This is a genomic window from Streptomyces macrosporus, assembly GCF_039533145.1.
Lineage (GTDB): Bacteria > Actinomycetota > Actinomycetes > Streptomycetales > Streptomycetaceae > Streptomyces > Streptomyces macrosporus.
The window spans coordinates 212,354-234,153 of the sequence record NZ_BAAASZ010000020.1; the positions used below are offsets into that span (position 1 = coordinate 212,354).

General features: G+C 72.3%; 20 protein-coding genes and 2 tRNA genes. 11 read left to right on the top strand and 11 right to left on the bottom strand.

The window, feature by feature from the left end; genetic code table 11:
• Window positions 1-40 precede the first annotated feature (40 nt).
• Both ABD335_RS12990 and ABD335_RS12995 read right to left on the bottom strand, forming a co-directional pair.
• Window positions 41-114 (bottom strand) — tRNA-Ile (locus ABD335_RS12990).
• A 202-nt stretch (window positions 115-316) separates the two neighbouring features.
• Window positions 317-389, bottom strand: a tRNA-Asn gene (locus tag ABD335_RS12995).
• A gap of 203 nt (window positions 390-592) precedes the next feature.
• On the opposite strand from ABD335_RS12995, the gene ABD335_RS13000 reads away from it, so the two are divergent.
• The gene (locus ABD335_RS13000) at window positions 593-904 is read left to right on the top strand and encodes a YtxH domain-containing protein (RefSeq protein ID WP_344322434.1); all 312 of its coding nucleotides are present in this window, start codon (window positions 593-595) and stop codon (window positions 902-904) included.
• Window positions 905-947: 43 nt separating this feature from the next.
• On the opposite strand, the gene ligD is transcribed toward ABD335_RS13000, so the two are convergent.
• Window positions 948-1,841 carry a non-homologous end-joining DNA ligase gene (gene ligD / locus ABD335_RS13005; protein WP_344322435.1) on the bottom strand — a complete coding sequence of 298 codons (894 nt, stop codon included), beginning with the start codon at window positions 1,839-1,841 and terminating at the stop codon, window positions 948-950.
• A 186-nt stretch (window positions 1,842-2,027) separates the two neighbouring features.
• On the opposite strand from ligD, the gene ABD335_RS13010 reads away from it, so the two are divergent.
• The 3 genes from ABD335_RS13010 (at window position 2,028) to ABD335_RS13020 (ending at window position 4,745) form a co-directional block, all read left to right on the top strand.
• Window positions 2,028-2,807: an IclR family transcriptional regulator gene (locus tag ABD335_RS13010; protein ID WP_344322436.1), complete on the top strand. Its 780-nt coding sequence runs from the start codon at window positions 2,028-2,030 to the stop codon at window positions 2,805-2,807.
• Between the two features lie 27 nt (window positions 2,808-2,834).
• On the top strand, window positions 2,835-3,701 hold the full coding sequence (locus tag ABD335_RS13015; protein WP_344322437.1) for an SMP-30/gluconolactonase/LRE family protein: 867 nt from the start codon (window positions 2,835-2,837) through the stop codon (window positions 3,699-3,701).
• Window positions 3,702-3,764: 63 nt separating this feature from the next.
• Complete coding sequence (locus ABD335_RS13020; protein ID WP_344322438.1) at window positions 3,765-4,745, top strand: SCO2400 family protein; 981 nt, start codon at window positions 3,765-3,767, stop codon at window positions 4,743-4,745.
• An 87-nt stretch (window positions 4,746-4,832) separates the two neighbouring features.
• Here ABD335_RS13020 and ABD335_RS13025 read toward each other — a convergent pair whose 3' ends face one another.
• A complete protein-coding gene (locus tag ABD335_RS13025) occupies window positions 4,833-5,300 on the bottom strand; it encodes a MarR family winged helix-turn-helix transcriptional regulator (RefSeq protein ID WP_344322439.1) in 468 nt (155 codons plus the stop codon).
• An 83-nt stretch (window positions 5,301-5,383) separates the two neighbouring features.
• Here ABD335_RS13025 and ABD335_RS13030 point away from each other — a divergent pair, with 83 nt between their 5' ends.
• From ABD335_RS13030 to ABD335_RS13050, 5 genes are all read left to right on the top strand, one after another.
• Window positions 5,384-6,400, top strand: coding sequence for an NADP-dependent oxidoreductase (locus ABD335_RS13030; RefSeq protein ID WP_344322440.1), 1,017 nt, complete (start codon window positions 5,384-5,386; stop codon window positions 6,398-6,400).
• 127 nt (window positions 6,401-6,527) lie between these two features.
• Entirely contained in the window at window positions 6,528-6,956 is a 429-nt protein-coding gene (locus ABD335_RS13035) for an organic hydroperoxide resistance protein (RefSeq protein WP_344322441.1), read from the top strand.
• Window positions 6,957-7,145: 189 nt separating this feature from the next.
• The gene (locus ABD335_RS13040) at window positions 7,146-8,501 is read left to right on the top strand and encodes an extracellular solute-binding protein (RefSeq protein WP_344322442.1); all 1,356 of its coding nucleotides are present in this window, start codon (window positions 7,146-7,148) and stop codon (window positions 8,499-8,501) included.
• Window positions 8,498-9,463, top strand: coding sequence for a carbohydrate ABC transporter permease (locus ABD335_RS13045; RefSeq protein WP_344322443.1), 966 nt, complete (start codon window positions 8,498-8,500; stop codon window positions 9,461-9,463). The genes ABD335_RS13040 and ABD335_RS13045 overlap by 4 nt, the downstream gene beginning before the upstream one ends.
• Window positions 9,464-9,603: 140 nt before the next feature.
• On the top strand, window positions 9,604-10,401 hold the full coding sequence (locus ABD335_RS13050) for a carbohydrate ABC transporter permease (RefSeq protein WP_344323016.1): 798 nt from the start codon (window positions 9,604-9,606) through the stop codon (window positions 10,399-10,401).
• A gap of 113 nt (window positions 10,402-10,514) precedes the next feature.
• Here ABD335_RS13050 and ABD335_RS13055 read toward each other — a convergent pair whose 3' ends face one another.
• Window positions 10,515-11,642 carry an endo-1,4-beta-xylanase gene (locus tag ABD335_RS13055; protein WP_344322444.1) on the bottom strand — a complete coding sequence of 376 codons (1,128 nt, stop codon included), beginning with the start codon at window positions 11,640-11,642 and terminating at the stop codon, window positions 10,515-10,517.
• A gap of 169 nt (window positions 11,643-11,811) precedes the next feature.
• Here ABD335_RS13055 and ABD335_RS13060 point away from each other — a divergent pair, with 169 nt between their 5' ends.
• Together ABD335_RS13060 and arfA are read left to right on the top strand one after the other, a co-directional pair.
• Window positions 11,812-12,810, top strand: coding sequence for an arabinan endo-1,5-alpha-L-arabinosidase (locus ABD335_RS13060; RefSeq protein ID WP_344322445.1), 999 nt, complete (start codon window positions 11,812-11,814; stop codon window positions 12,808-12,810).
• 85 nt (window positions 12,811-12,895) lie between these two features.
• On the top strand, window positions 12,896-14,419 hold the full coding sequence (gene arfA, locus ABD335_RS13065) for an arabinosylfuranosidase ArfA (RefSeq protein WP_344322446.1): 1,524 nt from the start codon (window positions 12,896-12,898) through the stop codon (window positions 14,417-14,419).
• A gap of 97 nt (window positions 14,420-14,516) precedes the next feature.
• Here the strand turns inward: arfA and ABD335_RS13070 are convergent, their stop codons facing one another.
• From ABD335_RS13070 to ABD335_RS13095, 6 genes are all read right to left on the bottom strand, one after another.
• Window positions 14,517-15,683 (bottom strand): aldose epimerase family protein, encoded by a 1,167-nt coding sequence (locus tag ABD335_RS13070; RefSeq protein ID WP_344322447.1) that lies wholly within the window; start codon window positions 15,681-15,683, stop codon window positions 14,517-14,519.
• Window positions 15,680-16,921 (bottom strand): multiple monosaccharide ABC transporter permease, encoded by a 1,242-nt coding sequence (gene mmsB / locus ABD335_RS13075; protein ID WP_344322448.1) that lies wholly within the window; start codon window positions 16,919-16,921, stop codon window positions 15,680-15,682. Before mmsB ends, ABD335_RS13070 begins: the two co-directional genes overlap by 4 nt.
• Window positions 16,918-18,483 carry a multiple monosaccharide ABC transporter ATP-binding protein gene (gene mmsA, locus ABD335_RS13080; RefSeq protein WP_344322449.1) on the bottom strand — a complete coding sequence of 522 codons (1,566 nt, stop codon included), beginning with the start codon at window positions 18,481-18,483 and terminating at the stop codon, window positions 16,918-16,920. Before mmsA ends, mmsB begins: the two co-directional genes overlap by 4 nt.
• 27 nt (window positions 18,484-18,510) lie before the next feature.
• Window positions 18,511-19,620: a multiple monosaccharide ABC transporter substrate-binding protein gene (gene chvE / locus ABD335_RS13085; RefSeq protein WP_344322450.1), complete on the bottom strand. Its 1,110-nt coding sequence runs from the start codon at window positions 19,618-19,620 to the stop codon at window positions 18,511-18,513.
• Window positions 19,621-19,624: 4 nt separating this feature from the next.
• Window positions 19,625-20,656: a Rossmann-fold NAD(P)-binding domain-containing protein gene (locus tag ABD335_RS13090; RefSeq protein ID WP_344322451.1), complete on the bottom strand. Its 1,032-nt coding sequence runs from the start codon at window positions 20,654-20,656 to the stop codon at window positions 19,625-19,627.
• Between the two features lie 100 nt (window positions 20,657-20,756).
• On the bottom strand, window positions 20,757-21,749 hold the full coding sequence (locus ABD335_RS13095) for a zinc-dependent alcohol dehydrogenase (RefSeq protein ID WP_344323018.1): 993 nt from the start codon (window positions 21,747-21,749) through the stop codon (window positions 20,757-20,759).
• Window positions 21,750-21,800: the final 51 nt, after the last annotated feature.

Here is a 21,800-nt window from a genome sequence, read left to right on the forward strand (position 1 = left end):
TGTCGGACGCCCTCGGCGGCCCCGCCGAAAGTCCGGTGGGTGGGGCGGGTGGGACTCGAACCCACGGCCGACGGATTATGAGTCCGCTGCTCTAACCGGCTGAGCTACCGCCCCGGGACGGCGCGTCACGCACATCTGTGCGCGCCGTCTGCCGCAGCATAGCCGCTCATACGATCTCCCGCCCGTGCCGGGGGAGGCAACGACCGTTGAGGCCCGTGATCACCGGGTTGTCGGCTTTCGCCGCGACGCGGAGCGCTTACCCGGAAGATCGCTCGATACGCCGAGAGGGGCCCCGTTCGGAGCCCCTCTCTCACTGCTCCCCCGACTGGACTCGAACCAGTAACCTGCCGGTTAACAGCCGGCTGCTCTGCCAATTGAGCTACAGGGGAATGCTCTGCTCGGAACCGCCTTCCCGGTTTCCCGGGGGGCGTTCCCTGCTGGCGAGGAATACAGTAGCGCATGCCGGGGGGTGCTCTGAAATCGGTATTCGCCCCGGCCCTCGGGGTACTCGTGGGATGTCCGCCGCGGACCGCGGCGCGCACCCCGGTCCAGGGGGGTGTGAGGGAGAGATGCCTGAGGAGAGGGTGGAGCCATGCGCTACCGGCTCACGTTCGTCGTAGGGATGGCCGTCGGGTACGTGCTCGGCACGCGGGCCGGACGCGAGAGGTACGAGCAACTGCGCAAGACCGCGCGGCAGTTCATGGAGAACCCCGCGGTGCGCAACGCCTACGAGTCCGCCACGACCAACGGCCGTCGGATGGCCGGCAAGGCCCTCGAAACGGTCTCCGAGCGGATGGGGGACCGGCTGCCCGGCACGGTCTCGGACAAGGTGCGCTCGCTGCGGGGCCGCGGCGCCGGACAGCAGACGCCGTTCGACGACGACTGGGGCACCAGCAACACCTGAACGGAAGCGACACCCGAACGGAGGAGCGGGGCGGGGGCGGCGGTCAGTCGCCGTCCGGCAGCCGGCCCGCGCGGGAGGGGTCGAGCAGCGGACCGAGCAGGTCGCCGTGCCGCTCCAGCCGGGCGGCGATGTCCCCGGCCGCGAAGACGAGGTCGTCGGGTTCCGCGCACCCGACGACCTCGTCCCACGTCACCGGTGTGGAGACGGTCGGCCGGGGACGGGCGCGCAGGGTGTAGGGGGCGGCCGTGGTGCGCGTCCAGGCGTTCTGGCTGTGGTCGACGAAGACCCGGCCCGTGCGCAGGCTCTTGGGGACCTGGTGCACGGCCAGCTCCGGCAGTTCCTCCGACGCCTCGCGGGCCAGTCGTTCGGCGTGGTCGGCCACCGCGCCGGCGTCGGTGGGGCGCAGCGGGACGAGCACGTGCAGGCCCTTGGAGCCGGAGGTCTTGGCGTACGCGGACAGGCCGTCCCGGGCCAGCCGGTCGCGCAGCCAGACGGCGACCGCGCAGCACTCGACGATCGTGGCGGGGGCGCCCGGGTCGAGGTCGAACACCAGCCGGTCCGCCTCCCCCTCCGCGGGGAGCCGCCACTGGGGGACGTGAAGCTCCAGGGCGGCCAGGTTGGCGGCCCACAGCAGGGTCGGCAGGTCCTGGACGAGGACCTGCCGATCGGTGCTCCCGTCCACGCGGTGCACCTCGCGCACGGTCACCCAGTCCGGCGTGCCCGGCGGCACGTGCTTGGCCATGAAGGGGCTGCTCTCCACACCGCCGGGGGCGCGGACGAAGGACGCCGGGCGGTCCCGCAGGTGGGGCAGGATGGCCTCGGCCACGGAGGAGTAGTACTCCACCACGTCGCCCTTGGTGAAGCCGGTGGCCGGGTAGAGCACCTTGCCCAGGCTGGTCAGGGCCAGTTCGCGGCCTTCCACGACGGTGTTCGGCACGGGGTTCGGCATGGGGGACGAGTGCCACGCGCGGCGCGGTTCATGCGGCGGGCCGAAGCGGCGGTCGGGAAGGGGCCGTTGCCGGGCGGTTCGGGCGGTGGATAGCCTGTGTTCGCGATTCCGGTCGGTCTTCGGAATCTCGAACGGCGAAAGGCCCGGGGGTCCGGGGAGAAGGGGAGGGCGGCGATGGGGCGTCTCGTACCGGCCGTGACCAGAGCTCTCGACATACTGGAACTCTTCCTCGACGGGGACGGCACCCTGTCCGCGCCGGAGATCACGCGCAGGCTGGGGCTGCCCCGCACCACCGTCCACGAGCTGGTGACCACGCTGGCCGCGCGCTCGTACCTGGTGCCCGTGCCCGAGCAGCCCGGACGGTACCGCCTGGGGGTGCGGACCTACCAGCTCGGCAGCCGCTACGCCGAGCAGCTCGACCTCGCCGCCGAGGGGCAGCAGGTGGCCCGGAGCGTCGCCGAGACCTGCGACGAGACGGTGCACGTGGCCATCCTGGAGGGCGCGGACGTCATCTACATCGCCAAGGTGGACAGCACCCACGCCGTCCGCATGGTCTCCGCCGTCGGGCGGCGCCTGCCCGCGCACTGCACCTCGGTGGGGAAGATGCTGCTGGCCTCGCTGTCGCCGGAGGAGCTGGACGCGTGCCTGCCCGGCCCCGGCGACGAGCCGCTGAGGGCGATGACCGAGAACTCCATCACCTCGCCCGCCGAACTGCGCGAGGCGCTGGCGGAGATCCGGACGCGCGGCATCGCCATCGAGGAGCGGGAGTCCAACCCGGACGTGAACTGCGTGGCCGCTCCCGTGCGCGACGGCACCGGCAGGGTGGTCGCGGCGCTGAGCATCTCGGTGCCCACGATCCGCTGGAGCGGGGAGCGGCGCGCCGAGCTGGAGGCGCTGGCGGCCAAGGGGGCCGCCGAACTCTCGGCGCGGCTCGGGTACCGGGGCGCGGCGTAGGCGGACGAGCGGAGGAGGGGCGGACACATGAGCGGAACGGGCGGGGCGCCGCGGCCGGAGATCGCGGTGCGGCACGACGCGCTGCTGGGCGAGGGGCCGACCTGGGACGCGGCGGCCGAGCGGCTGATCTGGGTGGACATCCTCTCCGCCCGGGTGCACACCTGGGACCCGGCCGACGGTCGCCGTACGGTGCTGGCCACCGAGCAGCACGTGGGCGCGGCCAAGCCGCGCGCGGGCGGCGGCCTGGTGGTCAACCTCCGTGACGGGGTGGGCCTGTACGACGAGGACGGCTCCTTCTCCTGGCTGCACCGCGACCCCGTCCCCGGCCGTCGCGGCAACGACGCGGCCGTGGCCCCGGACGGCGCGCTGTGGGCGGGGTCGATGGCGTACGACGAGCACGCCGGCGGCGGCACGCTCGTCCGCGTCGCCCCGGACGGCTCGGCGACGACGATCCTGCCGGACGTGACGATCGGCAACGGCACGGGCTGGAGCCCGGACGGGCGGCTGATGTACCACATCGACACCCCCACCCGCCGCGTCGACGTCTTCGACGTGGACGGCCCCGGGGTGACCGGCCGCCGGACGCTGGTCGAGGTCGAGGAGGGGGCGGGCTTCCCGGACGGGCTGACGGTGGACGCGGACGGCTGTGTGTGGGTCGCCCTGTGGGGCGGCGGCGCGGTGCGGCGCTACACCCCCGACGGCCGGCTGGACCGCACGGTCCCCGTCCCGGTCTCCAACACGACGGCGTGCGCCTTCGGCGGGTCGGGGCTGCGGGACCTCTACATCACCACGGCGCGCACCGGGGTGGACCCCGCCGCACAGCCGCTGGCCGGCTCGCTCCTGGTGCTGCCGGACGCGGGGCAGGGGCTGGCGCAGCCGCCTTTCGCGGGTTGACACAAGATCTTCACGAGGGGAGCCTTTCGCTCTCCGTGCACGTCCTCGTACTCTGCGGACTCCATGACCTACTGCGTCACATGCCGTCGGCATCTGAACGGCGCCCTCTCCTGTCCGGGTTGCGGCACCCCCAGCCACGACCTGGCGCCGGTGGACACATCCGCTCCCGTGCCCGCCGGACCGGCCGCCGCACCGGAGCCGGCCGACCATGGGTACGGAACGTACGTTCCGTATGACGCGTACGGCGGCGGTGACGCGTACGGGGCCGGCGATCCGTACGGCCTCCAGGGCGGCTACGAACCCCATGTCGGGCAGGCCGTCCCCGGCGTCCCGGCCGACGGGCCCGGCGGGGAGCCCGTGCCCTACGGGGACGCTTTTCCGTACGACGGACACGGCGGACACGACGCCTCCGACGACGCCCCCGACGGCGGGCACGACGGTGACGACGGCGACGGGTACGGCGACCGCGACGGGTACCGAGAGCACGGCGCCGGGGCGCCGCGCGGCCGGCGCGGGCGCCGGGCCCGGTCCTACGCCGGACGCCGCCGCCGGGTGGCCGTGGCCGGGCTGGTGCTCGGCGCCGGGCTGGCCACCCTGGGCATCGCGGAGTTCACCACGGAGGGCGGGATCAGGCAGTTGCCCTTCCCCTCCCTCCCCACGGACGACGACGCCGACGAGCCCGGTGACGGCTCGGTCGGCGACGGCGACGTGGCGGAGCGCCTGCCCGGGGGCGAGCGGCCGGGCGCGGGCGGGCCGTCGTCGTCCGCCTCGCCGTCCGCCTCGGGCTCGTCGTCGGCGGACCCGTCGAAGTCCGCCGACGCCTCGGCCGATCCGGACGAGTCCACCTCGGCCGACCCCTCCGCCGCCGTGACCGAGTCGGGTGCCGTCACCGTGCCGCCGCAGCCCACCGCGGGCCCCACTCAGGAGCCGGAGCCGCCGCAGACGACGCCCGCCGACCCGCCGCCTCCCGAGCCCACCCGGGAGCCGGAGCCCGAACCCGAGCCGGAGCCGACCTGCAGCCGCTTCATGTGGTGGTGCGTCTAGGGGCGTGCCCGGAGCCGTCCGGGCCGGGCGGCCGGTGGGTGGGACCGGCGAGCGGGGACGGCGAGCGGGGACGGGAGCGCCGACCGGTCAGTCCCCGGCTCGGCCCCGGGAGGGCTCCGGCCGTCCGGTGCCCAGCATGCGCTTGAGCAGGTCGCGCAGGACCGCGCGTTCCGCGGAGGTCAGGTCGGCCAGGGGCTCGCGGGCGAAGTCCAGCGAGGCGCGCAGCCGGTCGGCCGTCTCGCGGCCCTCGTCGGTGACGGCGGCGAGCTTGACGCGGCGGTCGGCCGGATCGGGGCGGCGCTCGACGAGGCCGCGGGACTCCAGCCGGTCGACTATGCCCGTCACGTTCGACGGTTCGCACTTCAGCCGCCGGGCGATCTCCCGCATGGGCAGGGGCCGGTGCCGGAGCAGGGTGAGCAGGCGGGCCTGGGAGCCGGTCAGGGCGTGCCGGGCGGCGGCCTCGTCGTACTCCTGGTGGTAGCGGGCGACGACCGAGCCGATCAGTTCGACGACCTCGAGGGTGAGCGGGTCGGCCGGGGCGGGGCGGGAGGACATGGGACCAGCCTACCGAGTTGCTTGACATCATGAAACATCAAGGACATGGTTGTTTCACATCCTTAAGTTTTTGGAGGCTTTTCATGACGTTGCCCACCACCGGACGCGAGTGGCACCTGACCGCCCGCCCGCAGGGATGGCCCACCCCGGACGACTTCGCGCTGCGCGAGGCTCCCGTGCGGGCCCCCGGGCCCGGCCAGATCCTGGTGCGCAACCTCTACCTCTCGGTCGACCCGTACATGCGCGGGCGCATGGACGACCGCAAGTCCTACGTGCCGCCGTTCCGGCTGGACGAGCCGATGGAGGGCGGGGCGGTCGGCATCGTCGTCGCCTCGGAGGCCGAGGGCTTCGCCCCGGGCGACCACGTGCTGCACGGCCTGGGCTGGCGCGAGTTCGCCACGCTGGACGCGAAGCACGCCTCGAAGGTCGACCCGGAGCTGGCCCCGCCGACCACCTACCTCGGGGTGCTCGGCATGCCCGGACTGACCGCCTACGCGGGCCTGTTGGAGGTCGCCTCCTTCAAGGAGGGGGACGCCGTCTTCGTCTCCGGCGCGGCGGGCGCGGTCGGCAGCCAGGTCGGCCAGATCGCCCGGCTCAAGGGCGCCTCGCGCGTCGTCGGCAGCGCCGGATCGGACGAGAAGGTCCGGCTGCTGACCGAGGAGTACGGCTTCGACGCCGCCTTCAACTACAAGAACGGGCCCGTGGCGCGGCAGTTGAAGGAGGCCGCGCCCGACGGCATCGACGTCTACTTCGACAACGTCGGCGGGGAGCACCTGGAGGCCGCCATCGGCTCGCTGAAGGTCCACGGCCGGGTCGCCGTCTGCGGCATGATCGCGCAGTACAACGCCACCGAACCGCCCGCCGCCCCGCGCAACCTCGCGCTCGTCATCGGCAAGCGCCTGCGCATCCAGGGGATGCTCGTGAGCGACCACGCCGCCCTGCGGCCGACGTTCGTGGAGGAGGTCTCGGGGTGGATCCGCTCCGGGGAGCTCAAGTACCACGAGACGGTGGTGAAGGGCATCGAGAACGCGGTGGACGCCTTCCTGGGCATGCTGCGCGGCCGGAACGTCGGAAAGATGATCGTCGGCCTCGACGACTGATCCGCCGCACCGGGTGATCGGCGGGGCGGCCGGCCCGGAGGGACGCGGGCCGTCGGAGCGGGCACCGCGATCACCCGTCGATCCAGGACACACACCGACACACACCGACACCAGGAGGGGAATTTCCATGTCCGTCCAGCCCATCGACGTGCTGTACACCGCCGTCGCCACCGCCGAGCACGGCCGCGACGGCCGGGTCGCCACCGACGACGGGAAGCTCGACGTCGTCGTCAACCCGCCCAAGGAGATGGGCGGCAGCGGCGCCGGCACCAACCCCGAGCAGCTCTTCGCCGCCGGATACAGCGCCTGCTTCCAGAGCGCGCTCGGCGTCGTGGCCCGTCGGGAGAAGAAGGACATATCCGGCTCGACGGTGACCGCGCGGGTCGGCCTCGGCAAGGACGCGGACGGCGGCTTCGGCCTCACGGTGGCGCTGGTGGGCTCCATCCCCGGGCTGGACCGCCGGGCCGCGCTGGAGCTGATGGAGAAGGCGCACCGGGTGTGCCCGTACTCCCGCGCCACCGAGGGGAACATCGAGGTCACCCTCGACGTCGCCTGACGCCTCCGGCGCGCGACGCGGACGAGGGCCGCCCCGGCACCGCCGGGGCGGCCCTTTCGCGTGCCGCGCCCGCCGTGCCGCCCGTCGCACCTGTTTCTGCGCAAACCATTGACGCGGACGGACGCTCGACCTACCTTCCTGTTCGGACCTCCGATCGCCATTCGAAATTTCGAACGTTGGGTGGATGGTATGCGTCGAACCTCCCTGCCGAGCCGCGCCCTCGACCGGCGGCGCGTGCTCGGCGGCATGGCCGGACTGGCCGCCCTGGCGGTCACCGGGGCGGTCGGCACCGCCGGATGCGCGGCGCCCGCGGCCGTGGGTCGGGGCCGGACCAGGCTGCGCTTCTGGCACCTCTTCGGCGGAGGCGACGGCGTGAACATGCGGACGATGCTGGGCGCCTACCGGGCGGCGCACCCCGAGATCGCCCTGGAGGCGTCCACGCTCCAGTGGGGCGCCCCGTACTACACCAAGCTCGGCATGGCGGGGGCCGGCGGACGTGCCCCCGAGGTCGCCGCCCTGCACCTGGCGCGGCTGCCCGGGTTCGGCCCCGGCAGACTGCTGGACCCCTTCGACCTCGACCTGCTGGCCCGCCACGGCGTCACCGAGCGGGACTTCCCCGCCGACCTGTGGCGGCGCGGCCGGATCGACGGGGCGCAGTACGCCATCCCGCTCGACACGCACCCGATGGTCCTCTACTACAACACCGACCTCTGCGAGCGGGCCGGACTCCTCGGCCCGGACGGCAGGTTGAGGCCGATCCGCGGCACGGACGAGTTCGTCGCCGCGCTGCGCGCGGCCGGAAAGGTCACCGGCAAGCCCGGACTGGTCGTCGAGACCCTGGGTGCCGGCACCATCGGCCCCTGGCGGCTGTTCTCCACCTTCTACTCCCAGACCGGCGGCACCCTGCTGAACGAGGACGCCACCCGCATCACCGTCGACGACGCCAGGGCGCTGAGGGTGCTGCGCTTCATGCGGCGGCTCACCGAGGAGGGACTGGCCCACCGCCGGGTCGACTACAACGGGACGGTCGGCGTCTTCGGCGGCGGCGAGACCGCCTTCCTCCTCAACGGCGAGTGGGAGGTCAGCACCTTCGCCAACCTGGGGCTCCCGTTCTCCATGACCCGCGTGCCCGCCCTGTTCGGCCGCCCGACCGCCCAGGCCGACTCCCACTGCCTCGTCCTCCCCCACCAGCGCGACCGCGGCGGCGAGTCCAACGAGGCGGCCCACGCCTTCGTCGCCTGGATGCTGAGGAACACCGTCGAGTGGGCCAAGGGCGGCCACGTCCCCGCGTACCTCCCCGTCCTGGAGGAGCCCGCCTACCTCGACCTGGAGCCGCAGTCGGAGTACCGGTCCGTCATCGACGACGTGGTCCTGGACCCGCCCGCCTGGTTCGCCGGTTCCGCCTCGGCGATGTGGATCGAACTCGGCGCGGTCTTCTCCGGAGTGCTCACCGGCTCCCGCACCCCGCGGGACGCCCTGGACGAGGCCATGTCCCGGCTCCGGGAACTGCTCGACACCCCCGACCCCCTCGGAGGCCAGGCATGACCGCGACCGCGCCCACCGCCCCGGCGCCGCCCCCCACGCCGGCCGCCTCCGCCGCCCGGGAGGCCCGGCCCGCGACCGTACGCCGCCGATGGACCGAGCACGGCCTGGTCTTCACCGCGCCCTTCCTGCTGCTCTACGCCGCCTTCCTCGTCTGGCCGCTGCTGCTGGGCCTCGGGATGAGCCTGGGGAACGACAACATCGCCGGCACCGGCGGCGACTTCGTCGGCCTGGAGAACTACGCCGAGGCGCTGCGGGACCCGGCGGTGTGGTCCTCGCTGTGGCACACGGTCTGGTTCACGCTCCTGTCCACCGCGCCGCTGGTCGTCACCGGGCTGGTCATGGCCCTGCTCGCGCACCACCTGCGGGTGGTCCAGTGGCTGTGGCGGCTGTCGTGGTTCGCGCCCTTCCTGCTGCCCTCGGGCGTCGTCGGCCTGCTGTGGCTGTGGATGATCTACCCCTCCGACTTCGGCCTGGCCGACCTGCTGCTGAAGTCCGTCGGCCTCACGCCCGAGATCGGCTGGCTCACCGACACCCGCTACGCGATGCTCTCCATCGTGCTGACCACCCTGTGGTGGACGGTCGGCTTCAACTTCCTGCTCTACCTCGCCGCGCTCCAGGCCATCCCGCACCACCTGTACGAGGCCGCCGAGTTGGACGGCGCCGGCGCCTGGCACCGGCTGCGGCACATCACCCTGCCGATGCTCGGCCGTACCACGGGAGTGGTGGTCGTCCTCCAACTCCTCGCCTCGCTGAAGGTCTTCGACCAGATCTACATCATGACCGGCGGCGGACCCGACGAGAGCACCCGTCCGATCCTGCAGTACGTCTACGACGCGGGCTTCACCGGCTACCGCATCGGCTACGCCTCGGCCGTCTCCTACGTCTTCTTCGCCCTGATCGTGATCGTCTCGCTGATCCACCTGCGGATGACCCGCCGTTCCCGTGAGGAGGCCGCCAAGTGAGCGCGACCGTGAAGGCCGGACCGGCCGTCGGACGAGACGCCGGCGCGGCGGGGGCCGCGCCGCGGAGCGCCGGGGCGGGGCGGCGCGCGCGGAAGGGGGAGGCCGGGCGCGGACCGCGCTGGACCCCGGGCCGCGCCGCGATGCTCGCCGTCGCGCTCGTCCTGGCGGTCCTGTGGGTGCTGCCGCTCGCCTGGGCGGTCGCCACCTCCCTCAAGCCCGAGAACGAGACGACGCGGACCTCGCTGGAGTGGATCGGCTCGCGGATCACCTTCGACGCCTACGAGAAGGTGTGGGCCTCCGGCGACCTGGGGCGGTGGATGCTGAACTCGGCCTACGTGTCCGTCGTGACGACGGTGCTGACCGTGGTCACCTGCGCCATGGCCGCCTACGGCTTCTCGCGGACCGAGTTCCGGGGCCGCAGGTTCCTCTACGGGCTCGTCCTGGCCGGGATCATGGTGCCGCCGCAGGTGCTCATCGCCCCGCTCTTCGCCGAGATGGTCTCCCTCGGGCTGGTCGACACCTACTGGGGCGTGATCCTGCCCCAGGTCGCCGTCCCCGCCATGGTGTTCATCCTGGTGAAGTTCTTCGAGGGGGTGCCGCGCGAGGTGGAGGAGGCGGCCTTCGTCGACGGCGCGGGACGCTGGCGGGTGTTCTGGACCGTCGTCGTGCCGCTGTCGCGGCCGGTCCTCGCCGCCGTCGCCATCTTCACCTTCATCCAGACCTGGAACAATTTCCTGTGGCCGTTCCTGGTCACCACCGATCCGGGCGGGATGACGCTGCCGGTCGGCCTGGTCAACGTCCAGTCCACCTACGGCGCCCGCTACGCCCAGGTGATGGCCTCGCTGGTGATCGCCGGGCTGCCGCTGCTGCTGGTCTTCGCGTTCTTCCAGCGGCAGATCGTCCGCGGTGTCGCCCACACGGGCTTGGCCGGACAGTGAGCGGGACGGTGGGTCGGCCGGTGCGCGGGACCCGGCCGGCGGGGCGCGGAACGTGGGCGGGGGCGGTGCCGTCGGACACCGCCCCCGCGCGCGGACTCAGTGGTCCGGAGCCGTCACCGGCCCCGGGCCGCCAGCCGCAGGTCCTGCTGGACCGCCTTGTAGGCGGGCTTGGGGTTGTACTGCTCGTCCAGCAGCAGGGCCGCGCCCTCGCCCTCGAACCAGTCGGGAATCCACGAGTACTTGTCCGTGAAGCCCCACACCGTGAAGGAGGTGCACTTCGGCGTGAGCAGGCACGCCTGGAGCATCGTGTGGTAGCCCTGGGACTGGGCGTTGAGCTCGATGGTCTCGGCGGGCACCCGCATGCGCACGTCCGCCTCGGTGACGGCCGTCTCCACGCCCAGCCTGTCGAAGCGCAGGAAGTTCTCCGTCATGTCGTGCGGGAGGTCGTACTCCAGCGACAGATGGCCCTGGGCGCCGAAGCCGTGGACCGGAACGCCCTTGGCCCGCAGCTTCTTGATGAGCTCGTAGTAGGCGTCGCTCTTGGCGTTGACGCCCTCGACGTTGTAGTCGTTGAGGAACAGCTTCGCCTTCGGGTCGATCGCGTGCGTCCAGCGCAGGGCGTCCTCGACGTAGCCCGGGCCCAGCGTCTTGTACCAGACGCTCTCGCGCCAGGTGCCGTCCTCGTTGAAGATCTCGTTGGCGACGTCCCACTGGTAGATCTTGCCCTTGTAGCGCTTGACCACGGTGGTGATGTGGTCGCGCAGGATCGAGCGCAGCTCCTCCTTGGAGAAGTCGCCCTCGTTCACCCAGGCCGGGAGCTGGCTGTGCCACACCAGGGTGTGGCCGCGCACCTCCTGGCCGTTGGCGCGGGCGGTCTTCATCAACGCGTCGGCGGCGGTGAAGTCGTACACGCCCCGCTCGGGCTGGACGACCTCCCACTTCATCACGTTCTCCGCCGTCACGGAGTTGAACTCCTTCGCGACGGTCTCCCGGTAGGTGGCGTCGTCCGCCAGCGCCGACATGTCCACGGCGGTGCCGATGCGCACCTTCGTCTTCGTCCGCTCGGCGAGCTTCCGCAAGGGCGCGTCGGACAGGTCGCCGTGACCCCCCTTGGTCCCCTCCGTGGCCGCCTGCCCCGGAGCGGGGGAGTCGGCGGACGCGAGGGTGGCCGGAGCGGCCGCTGTCGCCAGCAGCGCCGTGGCCAGCGCGCCGTACACGGCCGCGCGTTTCACTCTGAGCACGAGGGCGTCCCTCCCATGTGTTACCGAAAAAGTTCCGGAAGAATCCCGCAACTGTCAGGCGAACCTAGAGAGGGGAGAGGCGCCCGTCAATCCCTCTGACCGCAGAGAAAAGAGGAGTTCGGAGAGCAGTGCGCTTCGAACGATTACCGAAAACTTCCGAAGGAGCCGCATGAACGACCGACCGCGCGGGCGTACGCGCGCCCGCCGTTCCCCCACGGTGTTGGTCGCCGTCCTCCTGGGCCTGCTCGTGGCCCTGGTGCCGGGCAGCGCGACCGCCTACCCCAACCCCGGCCGGGTGACCGGCGACGTCTCCGTCCACGACCCGTCGATGATCCGCCTCGCCGACGGCCGGTACGTGCTGTACTCCACCCACAACGGACCCCAGGCCCGCATCTCCACCGACCGGGTCCACTTCACCCACGCCGGTCCGGCCTTCCCCGACCCGCCCTCGTGGTGGGCCCGGTACTCGCCCGAGGAGAGCCCCTGGGCCCCCGACATCTCCCGGCACGACGGGCGGTACTGGCTGTACTACTCCCTCTCCACCTTCGGCTCCAGCCACTCCGCCATCGGACTGGCCACCAGCCCCAGCGGGCTGCCCGGCACCTGGACCGACCACGGCCCGGTCCACTCCACCACCTCGACCTCCGGCTACAACGCCATCGACCCCAACCTCTTCGTCGACGGCGACGGGAAGTGGTGGCTGACCTTCGGCTCCTGGTGGTCGGGGATCAAGACGATCCGGCTCGATCCGGCCACCGGCAAGCAGCACTCCGGCGACCGCACCGTGTACTCCGTCGCCGCGCGCAACCCCACCGGCAACGGGATCGAGGGGCCGACGCTGATCAAGCGCGGCGGCCACTACTACCTCTTCGCGTCCTTCGACCGCTGCTGCGCCGGCACCGACAGCACCTACAGCATCCGCGTCGGCCGCTCCACCAGCCCCACCGGGCCCTTCCGCGACCGGAACGGCGTGGACATGCGCGACAACGGCGGCACGATCGTCCTGGAGACCCACGGCCGGGTCGTCGGACCCGGCGGCCAGTCGATCCTCGCGGACGTCGACGGCGACCTGCTCGTCTACCACTACTACGACGGCGCCAACAACGGCTCGCCCACCCTCGGCATCAACCTGCTGCGCTGGGACAACGGCTGGCCGGTGGCCTACTGAATCCTTTCAAACCCGGGCGGGGCCCCACCGGGCCCCGCCCACCCCTCTCCACCCCGCACCGGACCGTCCTCGACGGAAGGAATCCATGAGCACCGCGAAGCCCGCCCCCGCCCACCCGGCCCGGTTCACCCTCGACCCCGCCTTCACCGTCGGCGAGGTCGACCCCCGGCTGTTCGGCTCCTTCGTGGAGCACCTCGGCCGCTGCGTCTACACGGGCGTCTTCGAACCCGGGCACCCGTCCGCCGACGAACAGGGCCTGCGCACCGACGTGTTGGAGCTGGTGCGCGAACTGGGGGTGACCGCCATCCGCTACCCCGGCGGCAACTTCGTCTCCGGCTACCGTTGGGAGGACGGCGTCGGCCCCGTCGAGAAGCGCCCCCGCCGCCTGGACCCCGCCTGGCGCTCGGTGGAGACCAACCGCTTCGGCCTGTCCGAGTACATGGACTTCGTGCGCAAGGTCGGCGGCGAACCCATGCTGGCCGTCAACCTCGGCACCCGCGGCGTCCAGGAGGCCAGGGAACTGCTGGAGTACGCCAACCACCGCGGCGGCACCGAACTGTCCGACCTGCGCGCCGCGCACGGCGACAAGGAGCCCTACGGCATCCGGCTGTGGTGCCTGGGCAACGAGATGGACGGCCCCTGGCAGACCGGCCACAAGACCGCCGAGGAGTACGGCCGGCTGGCCGCCGAGACCGCCCGCGCCATGCGCCAGATCGACGACTCCCTCGAACTGGTCGCCTGCGGCAGCTCCTCCCAGGCGATGCCCACGTTCGCCGCCTGGGAGGCCACCGTCCTGGCCGAGACCTACGACCTGGTGGACCACGTCTCCCTCCACGCCTACTACGAGGAGATCGACGGCGACCGCGACTCCTTCCTGGCCTCCGCCGTGGACATGGAGTCCTTCATCGAGAACGTCGTCGCCACCTGCGACCACGTCGGGGCCCGGCTGAAGTCCCGCAAGCGGATCAACCTCTCCTTCGACGAGTGGAACGTCTGGTACCAGCGGCGTTACCACGCCCAGACCCCGCCCGACTGGGAGGAGGCGCCGCGGCTGCTGGAGGACGACTACTCCGTCACCGACGCCGTGGTCTTCGGCTCCCTGCTGATCACCCTGCTGCGCCACGCCGACCGGGTGACCGTCGCGTGCCTGGCGCAGCTCGTCAACGTGATCGCCCCGATCATGACCGAGCCCGGCGGCCCGGCCTGGCGGCAGACGACCTTCTTCCCCTTCGCCCAGGCCTCCCGGTACGGGCGCGGGCAGGTGCTGGACGTGCGGGTGCAGTCGCCGACGTACACCACCGCCCAGTACGGCGAGGTGCCGCTGCTCCACGCCACCGCCGTGCGGGACGAGGCGACCGGCGCCGTCACCGTCTTCGCCGTCAACCGCGGGCAGCACGACGCCCTGCCGCTGGAGGTGAGCCTGCACGGATGGGACCTGGAGCGCGTGGTCGAGCACAGCGTGCTGGCCGACGCCGACCCCGAGGCCCGCAACACCCTCGCCGACCCCGAGCGGGTCGTCCCGCACCCCGGCGAGGGCACCGAGCTGAGGGACGGCGTGCTGCGCACCGTCCTGGAGCCCCTGTCGTGGAACGTCCTCCGGCTCGCCTGAGCCCGTACCCGTAGGGGCCGGGCGACGCCCGGGGGAACACGGCGGCGGGGGCGGCCCTCTCCGGGACCGCCCCCGCCGTGCGTCCGTTTCCCGCGCCCTACTCGGCGGAGAAGGAGTGGACGGTCGTGGTCCGGTACGTCTGCCCCGGACGCAGCACGGTGGTGGGGAAGGAGGGCTGGTTGGGGGAGTCGGGGAAGTGCTGGGTCTCCAGGCAGAACCCGTCGCCCTGCCGGTAGACCCGCCCCGAGGTGCCCTCCAGGGTGCCGTCGAGGAAGTTGCCGCTGTAGAACTGCACGCCCGGCTCGGTGGTGGCGATCCGCATCGTCCGGCCCGAGGTGGGCTCGGAGACGGTGACGACGTGCTCGGGCTCGGCCGTGATGCCCTTGTCCAGCACGAGGTTGTGGTCGTAGCCCCGCCCGAACAGGATCTGCTCGTGCGCCTCGCGGATGTCCGTCCCGATCGGCTTGGCCCGGCGGAAGTCGAACGGGGTGCCTCCGACCCGCGCCAACTCCCCGGTGGGGATCAGCGTCTCGCCGACCGGGGTGTAGCGGGAGGCGGCCACCTCCAGACGGTGGTCCAGGACGCTGCCGGCGCCCTCTCCGGCCAGGTTGAAGTAGGTGTGGTTGGTGAGGTTGACGACGGTGGGCTTGTCGGTGACGGCCTCGTAGTCGATCCGGAAGTCACCCTTCCGGTTCAGCGTGTACTCCACCCGGACCTCCAGCGTGCCCGGGTAGCCCATCTCGCCGTCGGGGCTGGTGCGGGTGAGGACCAGCCCCGCCTCGCCGCGCCGGGTGAACGGCTCCACCCGCCACACCCGGGTGTGGAATCCCTGGTCGCCGCCGTGGAGGCTGTGCCCGTTGTCGTTGCGCGGCAGCTCGTACGTCTTCCCGTCGAGCGTGAAGCGGCCGCCCCCGATGCGGTTGCCGTAGCGGCCGATGAGCGCGCCGAAGTACGGCGAGCGCTCCACGTAGGAGGCCAGGTCGGAGAAGCCGAGGGAGACGTTGGCGTACCGGCCGTGTCGGTCGGGCACCTCCAGGGACTGCACGACGCCGCCGTAGGACAGCACCTTCAGTCGGGTGCCGCCGTTGGCCAGCGTCCAGACGTCCACCTCGGTGCCGTCCGCCAGCTCGCCGAATCGTTTCCGCCGTGGCGGCGCCGGCTCCCCGGTCCCGGCCTGCGCCTCTCCCGCGCCCGGCCCCACGGCCGCGGCCGCCAGTCCGGCCGCGGCGGCCGCCGTGATCACGGCGCGTCTGCTGGTGCTCATGAGCCCACCTTCCTCTTGTTCCAGACGTCGAATCCCACCGCCGCCAGCAGGACCAAACCCTTGATCACCTGCTGGTAGTCGGTACCGATGCCCACCAGGGACATGCCGTTGTTGAGCACACCGAGCACCAGCCCGCCGATGACGGCACCCAGCACGGTACCCACGCCGCCGCTCATGGAGGCGCCGCCGATGAACGCCGCGGCGATCGCCTCCAGCTCGAAGTTGATGCCCGCCTGCGGGGTGCCGGCGTTGAGCCGGGCGGCGTACACGCAGCCCGCCAGCGCCGCCAGCACGCCCATGTTGACGAAGACCAGGAAGGTGACCCGCTTGTCCTTCACGCCCGACAGCTTGGCCGCGGCCTTGTTGCCGCCCAGCGCGTACACGTGGCGGCCGACGACGGCGTTGCGCATCACGAAGCCCAGCCCGATCAGGATGGCGCACATGATCAGCAGCACCACCGGGACGCCCCGGTAGCTGGCCAGGGTGAGGGTGAAGGCGAGCACCGCCGCCACGATCGCCACGCACTTGAGGACGAACAGGTTCGTCGGCAGCACCTCCAGCTCGTACGCCCGCTGCCGGCGCCGGTCGCGCCACTCCTGGACCAGGACGAACGCCACCACGACCACGCCGATGAGCACCGTCAGGTCGTGGTAGTTCGACAGCGGGCCGCCCTCGGGCAGGAAGCCCTGGCTGAGGTCCTGGAAACCCCGCGGGAAGGGCGCCAGGGACTGGCCCTCCAGCAGGATCTGGGTGCCGCCGCGGAACAGCAGCATCCCGGCGAGCGTCACGATGAACGACGGGATGCCGACGTAGGCGATCCAGAAGCCCTGCCAGGCGCCCGCCAGCGCGCCGATCAGCAGGGAGCAGAGGAGCGCCGGGGGCCAGGCCATGTCGTACTCGACCATCATCACGGCCGCCGCCGCGCCGACGAAGGCGGCCAGCGAGCCGACGGACAGGTCGATGTGGCCCGCGATGATCACGATCATCATGCCCATGGCCAGGATGAGGATGTAGCTGTTCTGCTGGACGATGTTGGACACGTTGACGGGCTTGAGGAGGTTGCCGTCGGTCCATATCTGGAACAGCACCACGATCAGCGCCAGCGCGACGAGCATCCCGTACTGCCGCATGTTGGCGCGCACGGTGCGCACGAGCACCGCCCCGGCGGTGCCCCTCCCGGCGCCCTCCGCCGGGGTTCCCTCGCTGTGTCCTGCGGTCTTCGTCGGGGCGGTCTTCATCGGGGACCTCGGCTTCTGTCCATCGTCATGTAGCGCATCAACACTTCCTGGCTCGCGTCCTCGCGGGACACCTCGCCGGTCAGCCGTCCGGCCGCCATGGCGTAGATCCGGTCGCACATCCCCAGCAGCTCCGGCAGCTCCGAGGAGATCATCAGCACCGCCTTGCCCTGGGCGGCGAGCCGGTCGACGACGGTGTAGATCTCGTACTTCGCCCCGACGTCGATGCCGCGCGTGGGCTCGTCGAGGATCAGCACCTCCGGATCGGCGTGCACCCACTTGCCGAGCACGACCTTCTGCTGGTTGCCGCCGCTGAGCCGGCCGACCTGCTCGAAGACGGTCGGGGTCTTGATGTTCATCGACGTCCGGTACCGCTCGGCGACCTGCCGCTCCCGGTGCTCGTCGACGATCCCGGCCCGAGCGAGGCCGGGCAGCGAGGCCAGCGAGATGTTGCGGCTGACGGTGTCGATCAGGTTCAGTCCGTAGGTCTTGCGGTCCTCGGTGACGTACGCGATGCCGGCCGCGACCGCGGCGGGGACGGTGCGGGTGTCGACCTCCCGGCCGTTCAGCCGGACCGTCCCGCCCGCGTACACCCCGTAGGAGCGTCCGAAGACGCTCATCGCCAGCTCGGTGCGGCCCGCGCCCATCAGCCCGGCGATGCCGACGATCTCGCCGCGCCGCACCGTCAGCGACACGTCGTCGACGACCTTGCGCTGGTGGTCGATGGGGTGGCGGACCGTCCAGCCGGAGACCTCCAGCGCCGGCCGTCCGGCGTCCTCCCCCCGGTAGGGGGTGCGCGCGGGGAAGCGGTGGTCCAGGTCGCGGCCCACCATGCCGCGGATGATCCGGTCCTCCGAGACCTCCGCGGGCGCCCCGGGGGAGGGGCGGACGGTCAGCGTCTCGATCGTCCTCCCGTCGCGCAGGATGGTGACGGTGTCGGCGACGCGGCGGATCTCGCCCAGCTTGTGGGAGATGAGGATGCAGGCGATGCCCTGGGACCGCAGCTCCAGGATGAGGTCGAGGAGCTTGGCGCTGTCCTCGTCGTTGAGCGCGGCGGTCGGCTCGTCCAGGATCAGCAGCCTGACCCGCTTCGCCAGCGCCTTGGCGATCTCCACCAACTGCTGCTTGCCCACGCCGATGTCGGCGACGCGGGTCTGCGGGTTCTCGTGGAGTCCGACCCGCCGCATCAGCTCGGCGGCGTGGCGGACGGTCTCGTTCCAGCGGACGATGCCGCGCCGGGCGTGCTCGTTGCCCAGGAAGATGTTCTCGGCGATGGACAGGTAGGGCACCAGCGCCAGTTCCTGGTGGATGATGACGATGCCGCGCCGCTCGCTGGCCCGGATGTCCCGGAACGCGCACGGCTCGCCCTCGAAGAGGATCTCCCCCTCGTAGCTGCCGTGCGGATGGACCCCGCTGAGCACCTTCATCAGCGTCGACTTGCCCGCCCCGTTCTCCCCGCAGACGGCGTGGATCTCGCCGCGGCGGACGGTCAGGTTCACCCCGGACAGCGCTCTGACCCCGGGGAAGGTCTTGGTGATCGAGCGCATTTCCAGAACGCTGCTCATGGTCCTCCCTCGATGGTGTCGGGCGGGCTACTTGAGCTGGTCGGCCGTGTAGTAGCCCTCGTCCACGAGCAGGTCGGTGTTGGACTTGTCGATGCTGACCGGTTCCAGCAGGTAGGCCGGGACGGTCTTGACACCGTTGTCGTACGAGGTGGTGTCGTTCACCTCCGGCTTGCCGTCGTTCAGCACGGCGTCGGTCATCTGCACGGCCCGCTCGGCGAGTTCGCGGGTGTCCTTGAAGACGGTCTGGGTCTGCTGTCCGGCGATGATCGACTTGATGGAGGCCAGCTCGGCGTCCTGTCCGGTGACGACGGGGTAGGGCTTGGCCTCGGTGCCGTAACCGGCGCTCTTCAGGGCCGAGATGACGCCGATCGAGATGCCGTCGTAGGGGGAGAGCACCGCGTCCACGCGTTCGCCGCCGTAGTGGCGGCTGAGCAGGTCGTCCATCCGCCTCTGGGCGGTGCCGCCGTCCCAGCGCAGGGTGGTGACCTGGCTCATCTTCGTCTGGCCGCTGCGGACGACGAGCCGCTTGTCGTCGATGTACGGCTTGAGGACGCTCATCGCGCCGCGGAAGAAGAAACCGGTGTTGTTGTCGTCCGGCGAGCCGGCGAACAGCTCCAGGTTGAACTTCTCCCCCTCGTTCTCCTCCAGTTTCAGCGCGTCGACGATGTACCGCCCCTGGAGTTCGCCGACCTTGAAGTTGTCGAAGGTGGCGTAGTAGTCGACGTCCTCGGTGCCGCGGATGAGGCGGTCGTAGGCGATGACGGGGATGTCCGCCTCCTTGGCGCGGCGGAGCACGTCGGTCAGCGAGGAGCCGTCGATGGCGGCGATCACCAGGGCCTCGTGCCCCTTGGAGATCATGTTCTCGATCTGCGCGACCTGGTTCTCCACCTTGTCGTCGCCGTACTGGAGGTCGGCCTTGTAGCCCTTGGCCTCGAACGCCTTCACCATGTTCTCGCCGTCGGCTATCCAGCGCTCGGAGGACTTGGTGGGCATGGCGATGCCGATGGTGCCGCCCTCGGTGTCGTCGCCGCCGGCCTTGCTGCCGCCCTCGGAGTTCTGGCCGCAGGCGGTGAGGGCGAGGGCGAGGACGGCGCCGAGGGCGAGGGCGGTTCCGGCGGTGCGGGTGCGGGTGCGCATGGGCTCAGTTCCCTCCGTGTGGGTCGTGGGGATCGCGCGGTGCCTCGGGGGAGTCGGGTTCGTCGGGGAAGCGGTGGAGCGGTCCGGGCAGCCGGGAGCCGAGCGGGGACATCCCGGTGTCGGCGCCGAGGCGGGCCAGCAGGTCCAGGGCGAGGCGCCCGCGGCGGACCCGCTCCCGGGCGGTGTCCAGGGTCACGTCGCGCAGGTGCGCGCCGTAGGGGTAGATGCCGGGTGCCTTGCTGAGACCGAACTTGAGGTAGATCGGCGCGCCGCGCCGGATCAGCTCGGCGATGTCGTACATCCGCACGTAGCCGCCGAGGTCGTCGGGGGCCTCCAGGTAGAAGTCCATCGGGGCGCGGCTGACCCGGCGGATCTCGGTCAGGTGCGCCAGGGTCAGGTCGGAGGGGACGTTGATCGAGTCGGCGCCCAGGCGCTCGTAGACGGCGTACGAGGCCGGGTTCACCGGGCCGATGAGCGCCGAGACCTTGAAGGTGGTGTCGGCGGGCAGCACGCCCCGCGTCCGCAGCCGGTGGAGGGTCAGCAGCACGCCCTCGTCGGCCACCAGCAGGCAGCGCACGCCGAGTTCGACGGCGCGCAGGGCGTCCTCGACGCACCCGGCGAGCGCGTCGTGGCCGCGGGCGCGCAGCCCGGCGCCGCCGGAGGAGGTGCGGGTGCCGGCGCCGGTGTCCCAGGTGCCGCGCGGGCCGGTGAACAGGCAGAGTTCGACGCCGTGTTCGGCGCAGGCCCCGACCATCTCGGCGATCTCGGAGTCGGTCAGCATCCACACGCCGCTGCCCTGGCTGATGCGGTGGACGGGGACGTCGAGGGCCCCGGCCTCCTTCAGCACGGTCGCCACCGCCTCCGGCCCCTCCACGGAGGGGATCTCGGTGCGCCAGGTGCCCCCGTCGGGGAAGGCGTGCGGGGAGGCGGCGGAGGGGTCGACGGGCGGGACGGGATGGCCGAGGGCCACGAGGGCGGACTCGCCGGGGCGACGGCCGGCGGGCGAGTCGGGCAGAGAGGTGGACGCGTCGGTCACGATGCTCCCAGGTTCGGTGTGGCGTACGACGTTCGTGGACGAGGGCGGGGGCCGGAAGCGGCCCGGCGTGGGGGGTGGGAGTGGGGGACGGACGGGCCGGTCAGGGGCGCAGCAGGACCTTGCCGACGTCCGGATCGCCGCTGCCGACCAGCGCGACGGCCTCCGCGAAGCCGGCCAGCGGCAGCTCGTGGGTGATCAGGGCGGCGGGCGCGAGCAGCCCGGCGTCGAAGGCCCGCACCGCGTGGGCCCAGGCGGCGGACGGGGCGCCGAAGACGGACCGGACGGTGAGTTGTCCGACGGTCAGGAGGACGGGGTCGATGCCCCGCGCGCCGGGCTCGGGCAGACCGGTCAGGACCACCCGGCCGCCGCGCCGGGCCAGCAGGCAGGAGTCGTGCGCGGTGGTGGGCGCGCCCGCGGTCTCCACCACCAGGTCGTAGCGTCCGCGCAGCTCCTCGGCGCCCGACGGGTCGCGCACCTCGCCGGCGCCCATGGACAGCGCCCGCTCGGCGCGTCGCACCCGGGGGTCGACCACCAGCAGTTCGGCGGGCGAGACGGCGGCCAGCAGCTGGACGGCCAGCAGGCCGAGCGTGCCCGCGCCGACCACGGCGACCCGCTCCCCGGGCCGGGGCTCGCCCGCCGACACCGCCGCGGCCACCACGGCGGCCGGCTCCAGCAGCGCGGCCGAGCGCAGGTCGGCCCGGTCGTCGAGGACGTGCAGCAGCCGGGCGGGCAGGACGAGGCGGTCGGCGAAGGCGCCGGGGCGGGTGAAGCCGGTCTCCTCGTAGCCTCCGCCGCACAGGCTGGTGGCGCCCTCCCGGCAGCGGTCGCAGACCAGGCAGGCGCGGAACCCCTCGCCCACCACCTTCCGGCCCACCAGCGCCGCGTCGACGCCGGGGCCGACCGCCTCCACCGTGCCGGACCACTCGTGGCCGGGGACCACGGGGTAGCGGACGTAGCCCTCGGCGCGCGTCCCGGCGTACACCTCGCGGTCGCTGGCGCAGACCCCCGCCGCGTACACCGCGACCCGCGCCTCGCCGGGCCCGGGCTCGGCGCGCTCCACCTCCACCAGCCGGTGGACGCCGGGCCGCTCCACGACGACGGCGCGGTCGGCTCGGGCGGCGCGCGGGGCGCCGTCCGGCGCCGG